The 13,799-nt window shown below is 69.8% G+C and carries 13 protein-coding genes; 8 read left to right on the forward strand and 5 right to left on the reverse strand.

All coding sequences use genetic code 11. From position 1 onward, the window contains the following. The first annotated feature begins 14 nt into the window (after positions 1-14). The gene (locus tag CHC09_RS34290; protein ID WP_203833325.1) at positions 15-449 is read left to right on the forward strand and encodes a YdeI/OmpD-associated family protein; all 435 of its coding nucleotides are present in this window, start codon (positions 15-17) and stop codon (positions 447-449) included. A gap of 23 nt (positions 450-472) precedes the next feature. Here the strand turns inward: CHC09_RS34290 and CHC09_RS34295 are convergent, their stop codons facing one another. Continuing rightward, the gene (locus tag CHC09_RS34295; RefSeq protein WP_089297422.1) at positions 473-2,074 is read right to left on the reverse strand and encodes a DUF885 domain-containing protein; all 1,602 of its coding nucleotides are present in this window, start codon (positions 2,072-2,074) and stop codon (positions 473-475) included. A gap of 227 nt (positions 2,075-2,301) precedes the next feature. Between CHC09_RS34295 and CHC09_RS34300 the strand changes: the two genes are divergently transcribed. After that, positions 2,302-4,527 carry a S8 family serine peptidase gene (locus CHC09_RS34300; RefSeq protein ID WP_239138705.1) on the forward strand — a complete coding sequence of 742 codons (2,226 nt, stop codon included), beginning with the start codon at positions 2,302-2,304 and terminating at the stop codon, positions 4,525-4,527. A 76-nt stretch (positions 4,528-4,603) separates the two neighbouring features. On the opposite strand, the gene CHC09_RS34305 is transcribed toward CHC09_RS34300, so the two are convergent. After that, positions 4,604-5,467 (reverse strand): oxidoreductase, encoded by an 864-nt coding sequence (locus CHC09_RS34305; RefSeq protein ID WP_239138704.1) that lies wholly within the window; start codon positions 5,465-5,467, stop codon positions 4,604-4,606. Positions 5,468-5,537: 70 nt separating this feature from the next. Between CHC09_RS34305 and CHC09_RS34310 the strand changes: the two genes are divergently transcribed. The 5 genes from CHC09_RS34310 to CHC09_RS34330 all read left to right on the forward strand — a co-directional run bounded on the left by CHC09_RS34310 (position 5,538) and on the right by CHC09_RS34330 (position 10,582). Then, on the forward strand, positions 5,538-6,122 hold the full coding sequence (locus CHC09_RS34310) for an acyl-CoA-like ligand-binding transcription factor (protein ID WP_089297546.1): 585 nt from the start codon (positions 5,538-5,540) through the stop codon (positions 6,120-6,122). A 132-nt stretch (positions 6,123-6,254) separates the two neighbouring features. Further along, complete coding sequence (locus tag CHC09_RS34315) at positions 6,255-7,424, forward strand: serine hydrolase domain-containing protein (RefSeq protein ID WP_089297423.1); 1,170 nt, start codon at positions 6,255-6,257, stop codon at positions 7,422-7,424. Positions 7,425-7,428: 4 nt separating this feature from the next. Further along, a complete protein-coding gene (locus CHC09_RS34320; protein WP_089297424.1) occupies positions 7,429-8,232 on the forward strand; it encodes a MerR family transcriptional regulator in 804 nt (267 codons plus the stop codon). Continuing rightward, positions 8,229-8,747 carry a hypothetical protein gene (locus tag CHC09_RS34325; RefSeq protein ID WP_089297425.1) on the forward strand — a complete coding sequence of 173 codons (519 nt, stop codon included), beginning with the start codon at positions 8,229-8,231 and terminating at the stop codon, positions 8,745-8,747. The genes CHC09_RS34320 and CHC09_RS34325 overlap by 4 nt, the downstream gene beginning before the upstream one ends. Positions 8,748-8,890: 143 nt before the next feature. After that, entirely contained in the window at positions 8,891-10,582 is a 1,692-nt protein-coding gene (locus CHC09_RS34330; protein WP_089297426.1) for a subtype B tannase, read from the forward strand. 550 nt (positions 10,583-11,132) lie between these two features. On the opposite strand, the gene CHC09_RS34340 is transcribed toward CHC09_RS34330, so the two are convergent. Together CHC09_RS34340 and CHC09_RS34345 are read right to left on the reverse strand one after the other, a co-directional pair. Next, positions 11,133-11,519 carry a hypothetical protein gene (locus CHC09_RS34340; RefSeq protein WP_089297428.1) on the reverse strand — a complete coding sequence of 129 codons (387 nt, stop codon included), beginning with the start codon at positions 11,517-11,519 and terminating at the stop codon, positions 11,133-11,135. A gap of 152 nt (positions 11,520-11,671) precedes the next feature. Continuing rightward, positions 11,672-11,875, reverse strand: coding sequence for a hypothetical protein (locus CHC09_RS34345; protein ID WP_089297429.1), 204 nt, complete (start codon positions 11,873-11,875; stop codon positions 11,672-11,674). A gap of 203 nt (positions 11,876-12,078) precedes the next feature. On the opposite strand from CHC09_RS34345, the gene CHC09_RS45670 reads away from it, so the two are divergent. Beyond that, on the forward strand, positions 12,079-12,345 hold the full coding sequence (locus CHC09_RS45670) for a hypothetical protein (RefSeq protein ID WP_143232768.1): 267 nt from the start codon (positions 12,079-12,081) through the stop codon (positions 12,343-12,345). 105 nt (positions 12,346-12,450) lie between these two features. Here the strand turns inward: CHC09_RS45670 and CHC09_RS34350 are convergent, their stop codons facing one another. Continuing rightward, positions 12,451-13,677 carry a hypothetical protein gene (locus CHC09_RS34350; protein ID WP_089297430.1) on the reverse strand — a complete coding sequence of 409 codons (1,227 nt, stop codon included), beginning with the start codon at positions 13,675-13,677 and terminating at the stop codon, positions 12,451-12,453. Positions 13,678-13,799 lie beyond the last annotated feature (122 nt).

Raw genomic sequence — 13,799 nt, forward strand, 5'->3', positions numbered from 1 at the left:
CGAAGGAGCACGTCGTGAAGTTTCGTACCGTCGTCGAGCCACCGGAGCCCATGCGCGGGTTGGAGGTTCCACCCGAGGTGGTGGAGGCGCTCGGCGGGGGTGCGCGGCCCCCGGTGACGATCACGATCAACGGGCATTCCTGGAAGAGCCGGGTCGCCATCATGCGCGGCCGCCACCTGCTCGGTCTGAGCAACGCCAACCGGCAGGCGGCCGGTGTCGCGGTCGGCGACGAGGTCGAGGTCGAGCTGGAGCTCGACAGCGAACCGCGGGTCGTGGTCGAGCCGCCGGACTTCGCTCAGGCTCTGGACGACGACCCGGTGGCCCGGGCCGCCTACGACGCTCTCGCGTACAGCCACAAGCGCGAGCACGTACGCGCCGTCGAGAGCGCGAAGAAGCCCGAGACGCGCCTGCGGCGTATCGAGAAGGCCATCGCCGCGCTACGAGGCTGACCGGACGGCCGGCGGTTCCGCGGTCATCGGGTCAGCGCCTCCGCCAGCTGGTCCAGTCCCAGCGAGCCGACCTCCATCGCCCGGCGGTGGAACGCGGGCCGGTCGCCGTGGAACGATGATCGGGCCGCCAGCCACACCCGCTCGCCCACCTTGTAGGTCAGCGCCTGCCCCGGCCTGCCCAGATAACGCGCGAGCTCCCCGGCCGCGTACGGGCGCTGGTGGCACCGGTCGCGCAGCAGCCGCAGCGCGGCGTCGGGCGTCCACGTCGCGCCGCCGCCGGACGGCACCGGCAGTCGCAGGTGCAGGCCGATGTCGAGCACGATCCGCGCCGCCCGCAGCAGCTGCGAGAGCAGATACCCGATTCGGGCGCCCGGCTGCTCGTAGCGCCCGAGCTCGTCCATGTACCGCTCGGCATACAGCGCCCAGCCCTCTTGACAGCCGCCGAGCCCGCCGAGCAGGTTCAGCCGCTTTCCGAGGCCGCCCCGGCAGGCCTCGTAGCCGATCTGGAGGTGGTGGCCGGGGACGCCCTCGTGGTACGCGATGCTGTAGGCGTACCAGGTGGGGAAGCTCGTCTGGTCCTCGGGGAGGAACCACCAGACGCGGCCGGGCCGTGCCAGGTCCCGCGACGGCCCGGTGTAGGCGGTGCCGCCCGACACGGTCACCCGGGACTCGATGCGCCGCAGCGGCTCGGGGATGTCGAAGTGCACGCCGTGCAACTGCTCGGTGGCGGCCTCCAACAGTTCCTGCAGCCACACCCCGAACGCGGCCCGGCTGTGCAGGGTGCCCGGCGCGTCGGGTCGGTTGAGCTGGTCGAGGATCTCGGGCACGCTCCCGCCCAGGGCCTTCGCCTCCGCGGTCAGTTCCGCCTCGATCGCGGTGAACTCGTCCCAGCCCCAGTCGTAGAGCTCGCGCAGATCCGGCTCGATGCCGAGAAAGGTCCGCACCCAGAGGGCGTACCGCTGCGGCCCGAAAGCCTCCGCGTCGCCTGCCCGCGGTGCCAGGTCCGCGGTCAGCGTCGCGGCGAGTCGCTGGTACGCCTCCCGCGCGCCCCGCGCCGCCGCCTGCAACGACGACCGCTGCCGTCCGTCGCCGTAGCGTTCCACCAGGGCGGTGTCGTCGTCGATCCAGTTGCGGCAGCGCCGCGTCACGAGCTCCACCTGGCGCCGCGTCGGCAGGTGACCGCGCTCGGCCGCGAGCAGGAGGCTGCGGGCGTATCCGTCCAGGGCGGCGGGGATCGCGGCCTGGCGTGCGGCGACACGGGCCCAGCCGTCCTCGTACGCTCCGCCCTCGGCGTCGAGGCCCGGCACCGCGGCCTCGACGGACTGGCGGATGAGCTGGAGCGGGCCGGTGGCCGCCGCGTGCAGTTCGCGCAGGTCCTCCCCGGCATCGTGGAAGGCGACGCGGGTGCGCAGCCGTTCGGCGAGGTGAGCGTGCAGCGGGTTCGCGGCGGGCAGGGTCTCGAGTTCGCGCAGGGCGCGGGCGGCGAGATCGGCGCGGGCCTGGTGGCCCTCCGGACCGTAGTCGGTGAGCCCGTCGACCTCCTGCTCCCCGACCTCGACCACCGCCGCGCAAGGGTCGAGGCGGGTCACATCGAGCAGGAGCCGGTCGGCGAAGTCCTCGATCACGAAGACGATCTTAACGCGCTGTCCTATTTGGCGCGGAGCGCTCGCGTCCGCATAGCCCGAATCGGCTGAGGTCCTCTGCTTGTGCCAGGTGGCGGTGGCGTGCGGCCGCACCCGCCGTCCCCGTCTCTCCGGATGCCGTTCTGTACGAGCCTGTTTCACGTCGATAACATGCGGCAAGCTCGATGTCTTCGAGGATTGTGCCGACCGTCTGCCGGGGGAGGCGGGTCATGGCGATCGATGCCTGGATGAAGCGACTGTGGGTGACCCTGGCGATCAGCCCGGTGGCTGCGGTTGCGGCGGTGCTCGTCGCCGCGCCGGCCGAAGGGGTGGTCCGGGGCGCCGGCGGACCCGATGCTGTCGCGGGCAGCTACCTGGTGATCTTCAAGGATGCCGCGGTGAGCCGCTCCGCGGTGGCCGCGAGGTCGGACGCTGTCACGGGCCGGCTCGGTGGCCGGGTCGAGCACGTCTACCGGCACGCGTTGCGGGGCTTCGAACTCTCCGCGTCGCCCGCGGCCGCACGGCGGATCGCGGCCGACCCGTCTGTCCGGTGGGTCACGCAGAACAAGCGGCTACGGGCGTCGGACGTTCAGGCACCCGCCCCGTCCTGGGGGCTCGATCGGATCGACCAGCGGGAGCTGCCGCTGGACGACAGCTACACCTATCCGAGACGGGCCGGGAATGTACGGGCGTACATCCTGGACACCGGGATCCGGCTGACCCACCAAGACTTCGGCGGCCGGGCGGTGTCCGGCTTCGACGCCATCGACGGCGGCGCGGCGGACGACTGCCACGGGCACGGCACGCATGTGGCCGGCACGGTCGGCGGCGAGGAGTACGGCGTGGCCAAGGGTGTCACCCTGGTGGCCGTCCGGGTTCTGGACTGCGCCGGTGAGGGTACGACGGCGCAGGTGGTGGCCGGCATCGACTGGGTCACCGGCGACCACGGCACGGGGCAGCCGGCGGTGGCGAACATGAGCCTCGGCGGTGACGCCGATGACGTGCTCGACGCCGCGGTGGCGGCCTCGATCGCCGACGGTGTCAGCTATGCCATCTCGGCGGGGAACGACGACCTCGACGCGTGCACCCATTCACCCGCGCGCACGCCCACGGCGATCACCGTCGGCGCGACCGGCGGCTACCTCGGTGGAAGCGACGACCGGGCGTGGTTCTCCAACTACGGCGACTGTGTGGACATCTTCGCTCCCGGCGTGAACATCGTGTCCGACGTCAACGACAGCGACACGGCGACCGATGAGTTCAGCGGCACCTCGATGGCGGCCCCGCACGTGACCGGCGCCGCCGCGCTGCTGCTGGCGAGGCAGCCGGCACTTACCCCGCGGCAGGTGCGTGATCATCTGGTCGTCGGCGCCACGGTCGACGTCGTCGGCGATCCCGGACCCGGCTCGCCCAACGCGCTGCTCTTCAACGACCCGCCGGAACACGATTTCACGGTGTCGGTGTCGCCCGGCTCCGCGACGGTGGACCCGGGCGGGTCGGCCACCACGACCGTGACGACCGCGACCACGGTGGGCGACCCCCAGGTCGTGCGCCTCTCGCTGGGCGACCTGCCGAGCGGAGTGACGGCGACGATCACGCCGTCGTCGGTCCTCTCCGGTGCTTCGGCGACCCTGCGGGTCACCGCCGCGGCGACGGTGCTGATGGGCACCTACCCGATCGTCGTCACCGGCACCGGAGATGTCACCGGGTTGCGGCACCGCGGCTCGTACGCGCTGGTGGTCAGCGGCCCGGCCGGCTGCGCCGTGACGAAGAGCGCCGACCTGGAGATCCCGGAGTCCGGCCCGGTGGAGAGCGCGATACCGATCCACGGTTGCGCGGGCCACGCGTCGCCGCAGAGCACGGTGCGGGTGCACATCGTGCACAGCTACCGGGGTGATCTGGTGGTGGATCTGGTGGCGCCCGACGGCACCGCGTACCTGCTGCACGACCAGACCGGTGGAAGCGAGGACGACCTCGACCTGACCGCCACCCTGGACCTGTCCGGCGAGCTCGCCGAAGGCGTCTGGAGGCTGCGGATCGAGGACATGTTCGTGCTGGACACCGGCCACCTCAGCGCCTGGGCGTTGAACCTGGCCCCACCGCCACCACCGCCGGGCTGCACCGGCACCAACCCGGCTGACGTGCTCGTCCCGGACTCCTCGACGGTGACCAGCGCGATCCCGATCTCGGGCTGCGGCCGCAACGCCTCCTCGCAGAGCACGGTGGAGGTGCACATCGTGCACGACTACCGGGGTGATCTGGTGGTGGATCTGGTGGCACCCGACGGCACGGCGTACCCGCTGCACGACCGGGCGGGTGGAGGTGCGGACAACCTCGACCTGACCGTCACGCTGAACCTCTCCGACGAGGTCGCCGACGGCGTCTGGAGACTGCGGGTGGAGGACGCGGAGGCGGTCTTCGCGGGCTACCTCGACTCCTGGACCCTCCGCCTCTGAGTCGTACGCGCGCGGGTCATCTCGCGCGACGAGTTCATCGCCATGGCCCGGAAGACCTGGGGATGACCGAGCCGGCCTAGAGCGAGTGGCTCTCCAATGCGTAGCGCACGCCGGTGAGCTGCTCGGAGACCGTCCAGAGGCGGGCGCCGAGCTGTGGGTCCCGGGCGTCGGCCGACGACTCGACGAGCTTCGGGTCGCCGCGCAGCTCGCCCGGGCCGGACGGGCCGTAGAAGTCGCCGCCGCGGACCGGGTCGGCGGTGGCGGCGTACAGGATCGAGAGGGCGCCGCGCGCCGCGCTCTGCGCGATCAACGGGGTGGCGAGGCGCAGCATCAGCCGGTTGGCGCCGACGGTGCCGGCCCGCTGCATGTTCGTCCTGGTGAAGCCGGGGTGGGCGAGCACACTGCGGATGGGGTTGCCGGCCGCGATGAGGCGGCGGTGCAGTTGGAGCCCGAACACCGCGTTGGCGAGTTTGGACTGGTTGTACGCGACCATCGGCCGGTATCCGGTGGCGCCGGTGAGGTCGTCGAAGCGGAGTTCGCCCTTGCGGTGCAGGCTCGACGAGACGGTGACGACGCGTGGGTCGCGGCCGGCGGCGAGCAGGTCGAGGAGCAGGCCGGTGAGGGCGAAGTGGCCCAGATGGTTGACCCCGAACTGCAGCTCGTGGCCCTGGGCGGTCAGGGTGCGGGGCATCCCCATCACACCGGCGTTGTTGATCAGGAGGTCCAGGTGACGGTGGTCGGCGCGCAGGTCGCCGGCGAAGGTCCGTACCGAGTCGAGGTCGGCGAGATCGAGCCGGCGGGCTTCGACGCCGGGTAGTAGGCGGGTGGCTCGTTCCGGATCGCGGACCGCGGCGATGACCTGGTCGCCGCGGTCGAGGAGGGCGCGGGCGGTGGCCAGCCCCAGACCGCTGGTGGTGCCGGTGATCAGCGAGACCGTCATACGGCACAGCATGTCGCTGATGGCACTGAGTGTCAATAGAGGCGCGTAGTATCGTGGCGCGGTGGCGAGCATGGCGGAACGCAAACGGCAGCTGGTGGCCGCCGAGATCACCGAGGCCGCGTTGCAGCTGTGCGCGGTCAAGGGCTTCGACACGACGACGGTCGACGAGATCGTGGTCGCGGCCGGCATCTCGCGGCGTACTTTCTTCCGGTACTTCTCCTCCAAGGAGGACGTGGCCATCCAGCTGCTGGCCTCGCTCGGCACCGACATGCGCGACGAGCTGCGGGCACGGCCGGCCGGCGAGCCGCCGGCCACCGCGCTGCGCCACGCCGTCGGCATGGCCATCGATCACTGCGTCGACGAGCCACTCAAATCGTTGCGGGTGGTGCAGCTGATTCTGCGTACGCCCGTGTTGCACGCCCGCATGCTCGAGCGGCAGGCGCAGTGGCGGGAAGGGCTGACCGCTGAGCTGGCCGTCCGTCTCGGCCGGGATCCGGTCACCGACCTGTTCCCGGAGATGGCGGCCGGGATGGCGCTGGCCGCGTTCGACGCGGCGATGCGGCACTGGAGCGTCAGCGACGGGGCGGCCGACCCGCAGGAGTTGACCGACCGGGCGTTCGCGGTGATCGGGCCGGCGCTCGATCAGGCCGGATAGTCGCTGCCCGGCGGCTGTGACCACCCGAGCTGTGGGCTGGATCACGGTTGAGGTTGACCTGAGGTCAGGGTCGAGGCTCGTCGCAGCGGCCCGGCGCGACCGGGCAGGACAGACCTCAAGGAGCAGGCCGGCATGCCCGAGACGACCCGCGAAATCATTGAAACCCGCTACAGCGACGGTACGACCGGTGTGGACCCGGAGCGCCCGGAGCTGCGAAAGGCGATCGAGGAGATCGTCGACTCCGGCTTCCTCGGGGTGTCGCTGCGAGTGCACGACGATCTGGGCGCATGGGCCGGCAGCGCCGGGGCGGCCGAACTGGGCGGGGCCGCGAAGCCGCTGACGAACGGGCAGGTGCGGATCGGCAGCAACACCAAGACGTTCACCGCGACCCTGGTGCTGCGACTGGTGGCCGAGGGCCGGATCGAACTGGACGCACCGGCGGCGTACCACCTGCCCGAACTCATGCTCGACGACCGGATCACCGTGCGGATGCTGCTGCAGCACACCAGCGGGTTGTTCAACTTCACCGGCGAGGTCTACGAGGACGGGACGGTCGTGCCGGGGATTCCCATCCCTTACGGCGCCACCGGCACGGAGTGGCTCGAAAAGCGATTCCGCAGCTATCAGCCGCGGGAACTGGTGGAGCTGGCGTTGTCCAAGCCGGCGCGGTTCGAGCCGGGGACGGGTTGGAGCTACTCCAACACCAACTACGTACTGGCCAGGCTGCTGATCGAGAAGGTCACCGGCCGTACGGTCGCGGAGGAGACGCGGCGGCTGATCCTGGAGCCGCTCGGACTGTCCGGCACCGTGCTGCCGGGCGCCTCGCCGGAGATCTTCGAGCCGTTCGCCCGTGCCTACTACCGGTATGAGGACTCCGGCGAGCAACGGACGATCGACGTCACCCGCCAGAATCCGTCCTGGATCGCCGGCGGCGGGGACATGATCTCGACCCTCCAGGACCTCCACACCTTCATCTGCGCGCTGCTGGGCGGCAGGCTCCTGCCGGCCCCGCTGCTGGCCGAGATGTGCACCCCACACCCGACGGGCATCCCGAACATGGGCTACGGCCTGGGCGTCTTCGTGGTGGACACGGAGCACGGCGACACCGTCATCTCCCACAACGGCGCCGCCGTGGGCCACGCGACGCTGATGTACGGCACGCCCGGCGGCACCAAGACGCTCACCGCGGCACTGAGCTGTGTGGACGACGCCGGCCTGGCCATCGCGCCCGCGTTCCTGGCCGCCCAGCGGAGACTCCTCAACCAGGTGTTCCGCGGTGAACCGATGGGCAAGGCAGGCTGAGCGGATGAGGAACGGGGTCACGATCGGACAGGCGGCGGGATTCGTCGGTGTCACGGTGAAGACGGTGCGGCACTATCACAAGCTCGGCCTGGTCGAGGAGCCCGAACGCGACAGCTCCGGTTACCGGCGGTACGGCTCGGCCGCCCTGCTGCGGCTGGTGCGGGTCCGGGCTCTGGCCGCCGCCGGGGTGCCGCTGGCCGAGATCGGGTCGCTGCTCGACGCCGACAGCGCGTCGTTCGCCGCCGCGCTCACCGGCGTCGAACGGCAGCTCACCGAGCGGATCAAGGAGTTGACCGCGCGGCGCGCCATGCTGCACCGGCTCGCCGACGGCGACCGGGCTCTGCTGCCCGACCGCGCTGTGGCGCTGCTGGAGCGAATGCTCGGGCGCGGCTTCTCCGCCGCGGAGGTGGCCTCCACCCGGGAGGGTTGGGTGCTGGCGAAAGCCCTGGTGCCGGAGGGCTTCGACGACTACCTGAGCCATTTCGAGCACGTCCTCGAAGACACCCGGCTGGTCGCGCTGACCGAGCGCGCGGTCGAAGCCGCGGCCTGGGATCCGGACGATCCCCGCCTCGACGAACTCGCGACGGCCGTGGCTGACCACTACCTCGCGAACCCGGCACTGCTGAAGACCGTGACCGGCCTGCGGGCCCGCACCGAGACCGCGACCAGGTACACCCTGATCGCCGAGCACGGTGCGGAGCAGACACCGGCCACGGCCAGGCTGGCCACGCTCTTCGAGGCCAGGCTCCGTGCCGAGGGCCTCCGCATCCCCCGCACTGGCTTCCACCCGCCATCATTGCCCGCGTGACCCTGAGCGTTCTGATCTATCTCGGTGCGACCGTATTCGCTGTGGTGTGCGTCCTGCGGCTGAGGGAATGGCGGTCGACGGGAGGTCGGGCCGGTGACGGCCGGCGGATCATCGCCCCTCGGCATCTGGCGCGGCTCGTCACGAGCGCCCTGCTGGCCGCGGCGTTCGGCATGGTGCTGATCACGGTGTTGGCCGCCGTTCTGGTGGAGAGCTACCAGGGGGAGAGGCGTTCCGGCGGCGCGTTCAGTGGGCTGCAGACGCTGGCGATGATGGTGGGCGTCTTCGTCATCGTGGTGCCGATCGCCAACTGGCTGGGACTGCGGGTGCTGGGTGTCCGTCCGGCCGGCCTTGCGGCGTTCGGCTCGTGGGTGCTGCTGGCCATGGCGCTGGTGTTCGCCCAGGAGCACATCCCGGGCGGGAAGATCCAGTCCGCCTGGTTCTACGGCTTCGTCGCGCTGGTCCCGTACGCCATCGCGACGGCCGCCGTCGTGTGCGTTCCACCGCAGGCCGAATGACGCGTCGCGTCCGTCCACTCTGTCCAGGACTGACACATCACGCGAATCATCCACATGATTATTGAGGAGATTGTTGACAATGTAGTCACGCGGGGGAAACCTTGCGCGGGAGTGGACCACACACACCCCGTAGGGGAGACCTCATGCAACGGTTGTGGGCGTCCTCCGGACGCATTGCTCTCGTCGCCGCCACGATCGCCCTCGCGGCGTTCGCCGTGCCGCGATCGGCCACGTCCCACCCCGGCGACCACCACGCCGACCCGGAGGACGCCGCGCTGGTGTTCGACCCGGACGACTACACGACGATCACCGTCTCCGTCGACGGCCGGCCCACGACCGTGCGCTGGTACAGGGAGATCTGCGACGTCGCGAGGCCGGTCGAGGCGGCGGCCCGGCAGACCGGCATCGGCGGTACGACCACCACCATCAGCAACACCCGGTGCGGATACCAGAGCATGAACGTCTTCGTGCCGGAGTCCGCCGTCCACGACCAGCGGGCGCCGATCTACCTCGCGGTCAACAACGCAGGCTGGATGGCCAGCTACCTCCGGGCCGGTGTCGCCGACGGCGCCGCCTACAACAGCGCCACCTCGCCGGTCGGCGGTGCGCTCAAGGCCGGATACGTCTACGTCGACGTCGCCAACCGCAGCCGCGGGCTGGTCGGCGCCGCCGGCGACTGGCCCGGCAAGTCGCCCGCCGCGGTGGTCGACGCCAAGGCCGCGGTCCGCTACCTGCGGCTCAACGACAAGCGGATGCCGGGCATTGCCGAGCGGATCGTGGTCAACGGCACCAGTGGCGGCGGCGCGCTCGCCTCGATCCTGGGCGCCTCCGGCAACAGCCCGGAGCACTACCCGTATCTCGCCCGGATCGGGGCGGCGGGTATCACCACGGACGGCCGCAGCACGATCCGCGACGACGTGTTCGCGATCAACGCGTACTGCCCGATCACCGACCTCGGGCACGCGGACCTGTCGTACGAGTGGCTGTTCAACGTGCTCGGCACCCGGACCGACCTGGGCCAGAACGGCGCTCCCGGGGACGCCGCGGCGATCGCGGCGCGGTTTCCGGCGTACGAGAAGAGCCTGGGTCTGGGGTTGAACGCCGGAAATCTGCTCGAGACCGTCAAGCGGGAAGTGATCCGGTCGGCGGAGATCTACCTGAGGGCGGACCCCGCGAACACGATCCCGCCGCTGGGTGGCACATTCGTCATCACCGGCGGCGGCTTCCCCGGTCAGCCGCCGACCACGAGGTCCTATGTGAACGATTGGATCGACGTCGACAACGCGACCGGCAGGGTCCGGTCGGTGGACGTGAAGAAGTACCTGGACTTCGTCGCCACCCAGGCCACCCTGAAGGGCACGCCCGCCTTCGACCCGCTGGGTGTCAACGGGAACACCACGAGCGGTGCCGAGACGAATCTGTTCGGGCCGGCCGACCAGCGGTACCTGAACTTCACCGAGTACAGCTGGGACCACAACAACGTCGCCGGCGACGGCAGCGGCCTCGACGACACCGGACTGACCTGGGCGCGGTACACCCGCAAGCGGAGCACCACGGTCGATGATCAGGTGCGCCTGATCGACCCGATGTCGTTCATCGGCACCGGTGCGGATACCTCGCCGTACTGGTACGTGCGGGTCGGCTCCCGGGACCGGGACACCTCGTTCATCGTCTCGATCAACCTGGACCGGGCCCTGGCGGCGGACCGGCAGGTGAAGGACGTCGACTACCGGCTGGCCTGGAACCAGCCGCACGCCGGCAACTACGACGTGCCGGAGGCGATGGCCTGGATCGCCGGGGTCGTCCACCGGGCCGGCGACCCGTTGGCTCGCTGACCGGTCTTCGCGGTCCCCGGCCTTGCGGGCCGGGGCCCGCGCCGGGCGGGCGGATTCAGACGGCACCGGCCCCCGAGGTCTCGGTGGGATTTGAACCCACGTCTCGCTTCCCCGAGGGGAGGGCCTAGCAACGAGATCTTCCCGTCGATCATCGCCGATCTCGTGGCGCGCCGCGCTCCCACGAGTCGTGTGGTGCCCGTTCCCGGATCATCGCTGCCGCAATCTCCACCTGGAGCTGATTGCAGAACTTCCAAAGCTCCTTCGCTGCTCGCGAGTACTGGAACAGGACTCGATCAACCTCGAATGCGTCAAGCTCGCCGGCCCGGTAGGCATCTACCGCCTCGCCAGCGCGGGCAACGAGGACTCCGAGCTCGGCTTGGTGATACTCCGCGACCACCGACCGAGCTTCTCGTCGCTCCGGCTTGGCAGACACGCGTACGAGGGTACTTAAAGGCGCAGACTCGCAACGACTCCATCGGACAGCTCACGCGGATCGCGGCAGGTGACGGCACTGCGGGCCGGGGGATTTGACGCCAGTCGGTCGGATTTATCAGGGGCGATCGCGCCGCTGCTTCGCCGCGAGGCCCATGTAATAGCCGGGCGCCTCGTGGACTCCATAGCGTTGCCAGAGTTCTTGGCGGCGATCATCGGGTACCCAGCGCACCTCGTAGTCGGGGCCGTCGTCATCACTTCGGAACGTTCCTTCGAGGATTTGGCGCAGCAGAGCGAAGGGCGGATAGTCTTCCTCGATCTCGATCGTTCCGTCAGCCCAGGTGAACAGAAGCCAGCATCCGATCTGCTTGACGAAGAACAGATTTCTGAATGGCGCGGCTTGGACGGCCAACCAACCGGCGACCGCGCCGTTGTGCACGAGTTCGGCGATCGCGCCGTCGAGGACCGCCAGTCGTGCGCTCAGGTCCCGATCGTCTTCGTCCACCGGGTCATCCTGGCATGGCAACGTCCTCAACTCGGCAAAGTCGTGCCCGCGTTCGCCGGTCGGCGAACGCGGATAGTGACGACCCGTCCGAGCCGGTGCTCGATGGCGGCGGCAAATCCGGATATCCGAGCTTGCGGTGGAGCCAATTCCGGCTAACGGCACATCCAGCCGGCGTGCCGGGTCACGCGGCCATGGCGAGTCACCCGGTCACCACCGCGGTCTACGCACAGCTCGCTGGTCTCGTGATCGATCCAGTAGGACTGCCCGACGTCAATGAAGGTCTGCTCTTGCAGGTGGAACCAGTGGTCCACCGCATCAACGAGGATCAGTCTGTCGGCGATTGCGCGCTTGACCATCTCACCCCTCGAACAGGCATCGAACCCGACGCATCCGCGTGATCGTACGCGATCCGAGGTACCTGGCATTCACCTATAATTTGCCAGCTCAGGGCACAGCACGCCAGCCGCGCCTATTCGCCGCAGATCGGTGCATCGGCCGTCGTGCGAGCCGTAGACCACTCGACGCGTCATTGTTGACCGTTCTCGCTACCGTCTCGGCCATGAGCAGCTATGTCGCCGGTGGATTCATCGGTGTGGCAGTGCTGGTTGTTGTGCTGATCGGGGTGCGGGTGGCCCGGCGCTGGTGGCCGCGGCGAGCCCTGGATCGCGACGACATTCGGCGCCAAGCCGCGCTCGCCACCAAGCAGCTCGCCAAAGGCAGCCGGCGTGCGAGACGGGGAACGATGCGTGGCGGTGGCACTGGCGTAGGGAGCGAGCCGAACAGTGCCGCCATGCTCAGCAACGACGGGCCCGTCGGACTTCCGTAGCCCACCCCACTGCCTCAACGGGTAAGAGCGCGCCTCCGGGGCCCGCCGGCGACGCTCTGTAACGCGCAGATCGTGGCAGATCCGGATGCCGAGCCGGTCGTCAGCTCACTGGAGAAGGCCGGCCGCGGCCTGCCATGAGGTGCGGTCGTCGGGCAAGGCGAGCCGCGCGAACGTCGCTTCCCATGCCAGGGCACGTCGCGATGCGACGTATCGATCCTGAGGCGGCTCGGCCAGGGCGTCACGCTGCCAGACGGGATCATGCTGAGCGATCGCTGCGGCGAATCGGCGCTGCCCTGCAGTGAGTGCTGCTGGCGACGGCAGACCATCGGGAAAGACAGCGCGCAGGTAGGGCTCACACAGCACGGCCTCCAATAGTTGTTCCTCGCCAACGCTGAGGCGCGTTGCGCCGTACGGCACCGATGCCACCGCTGCCGGTACGAGGCGGTCGACATCGCCGATTCTTCGGCACAACTGCTCTGCGAGCACGGCTGCCGCATGCGGCAACGCCGTCAGCGCCATCATGCCCTCGAACGCCTGCATGTCGAGGACGGCCGGATTTCTGGTGACCTCCGCTAACAACACCGCGGTCGCCTCCGGATCGTCGGCGAGCGCCGGAGCAAGCGCGGCGCACACTCGCACACCGGGGTGCGGGTCGCGCAGCCATGCTCGCGGCGCCCCGTCCAGTTCGCCCACACCCAGCAGCATCGAGGCGCGATGATAGGGGTCGTCCGAGGCGCACTCCGCCACGTGATACTCCAGCAATCGGGGCCGGTGCACCACCAAGTCGGGATGGTGGCTGAGCATCGCCGCAGCCGAGGCCGCATGGAGGCGCAGCCGCGGCGACGAAGCGGCCAGCAGCGGCTCGACTGCCGCGAACGCCTCGGGTAGCAGATCGAAGCAGTCGGTACGCGCTGCGGCGAGTAGCACCTGCCCCGGCGAGTCGGCCGCGGTCCACTCCAGAATGGAGCGGGGAACGAGCAGGTACGCGGCCAGCCAGGCTCGCACTTCGGGCTCGTTACGCCGCGACGCGGCCGCCCGGTCGAAACCTGCGAGCGCTACACCGGCAACCTCGCGCAGGAACCATAGGGCTGCGTGGCGCAAGGTTGGGTCGTCGCCACCGAACCCAGGCTCTCCGATCGTCCGGATGAAGAAACGCATGCCCTCGACCGTGGCGGGGGTCAGGCGGCCACCGCAGTAGAGCGCCGATGTCAGAAACGAGTACGGCGCCCGCCAAAACGGCTCGTCAAGCTCCTGGGGACGATCGTCGCCGCGACGCAGGGCATCGAGGAGAGCTTCGTCGTCAACGGACGGGCCATAGGCGTGAAAAGGCATGATTCATCGCCATTAGGGCGAGTGCTGCAACCGGCGGATCATGCCACAGACGGTAACAGCGAGCCTGGTGCACGGGCGCGCACGACCGGCGGCGGATGAGTGCTCTTATATGCCTTGGCCTA

The sequence above is a fragment of the Actinoplanes regularis genome, assembly GCF_900188005.1.
Taxonomy (GTDB): Bacteria; Actinomycetota; Actinomycetes; order Mycobacteriales; family Micromonosporaceae; genus Actinoplanes; species Actinoplanes regularis.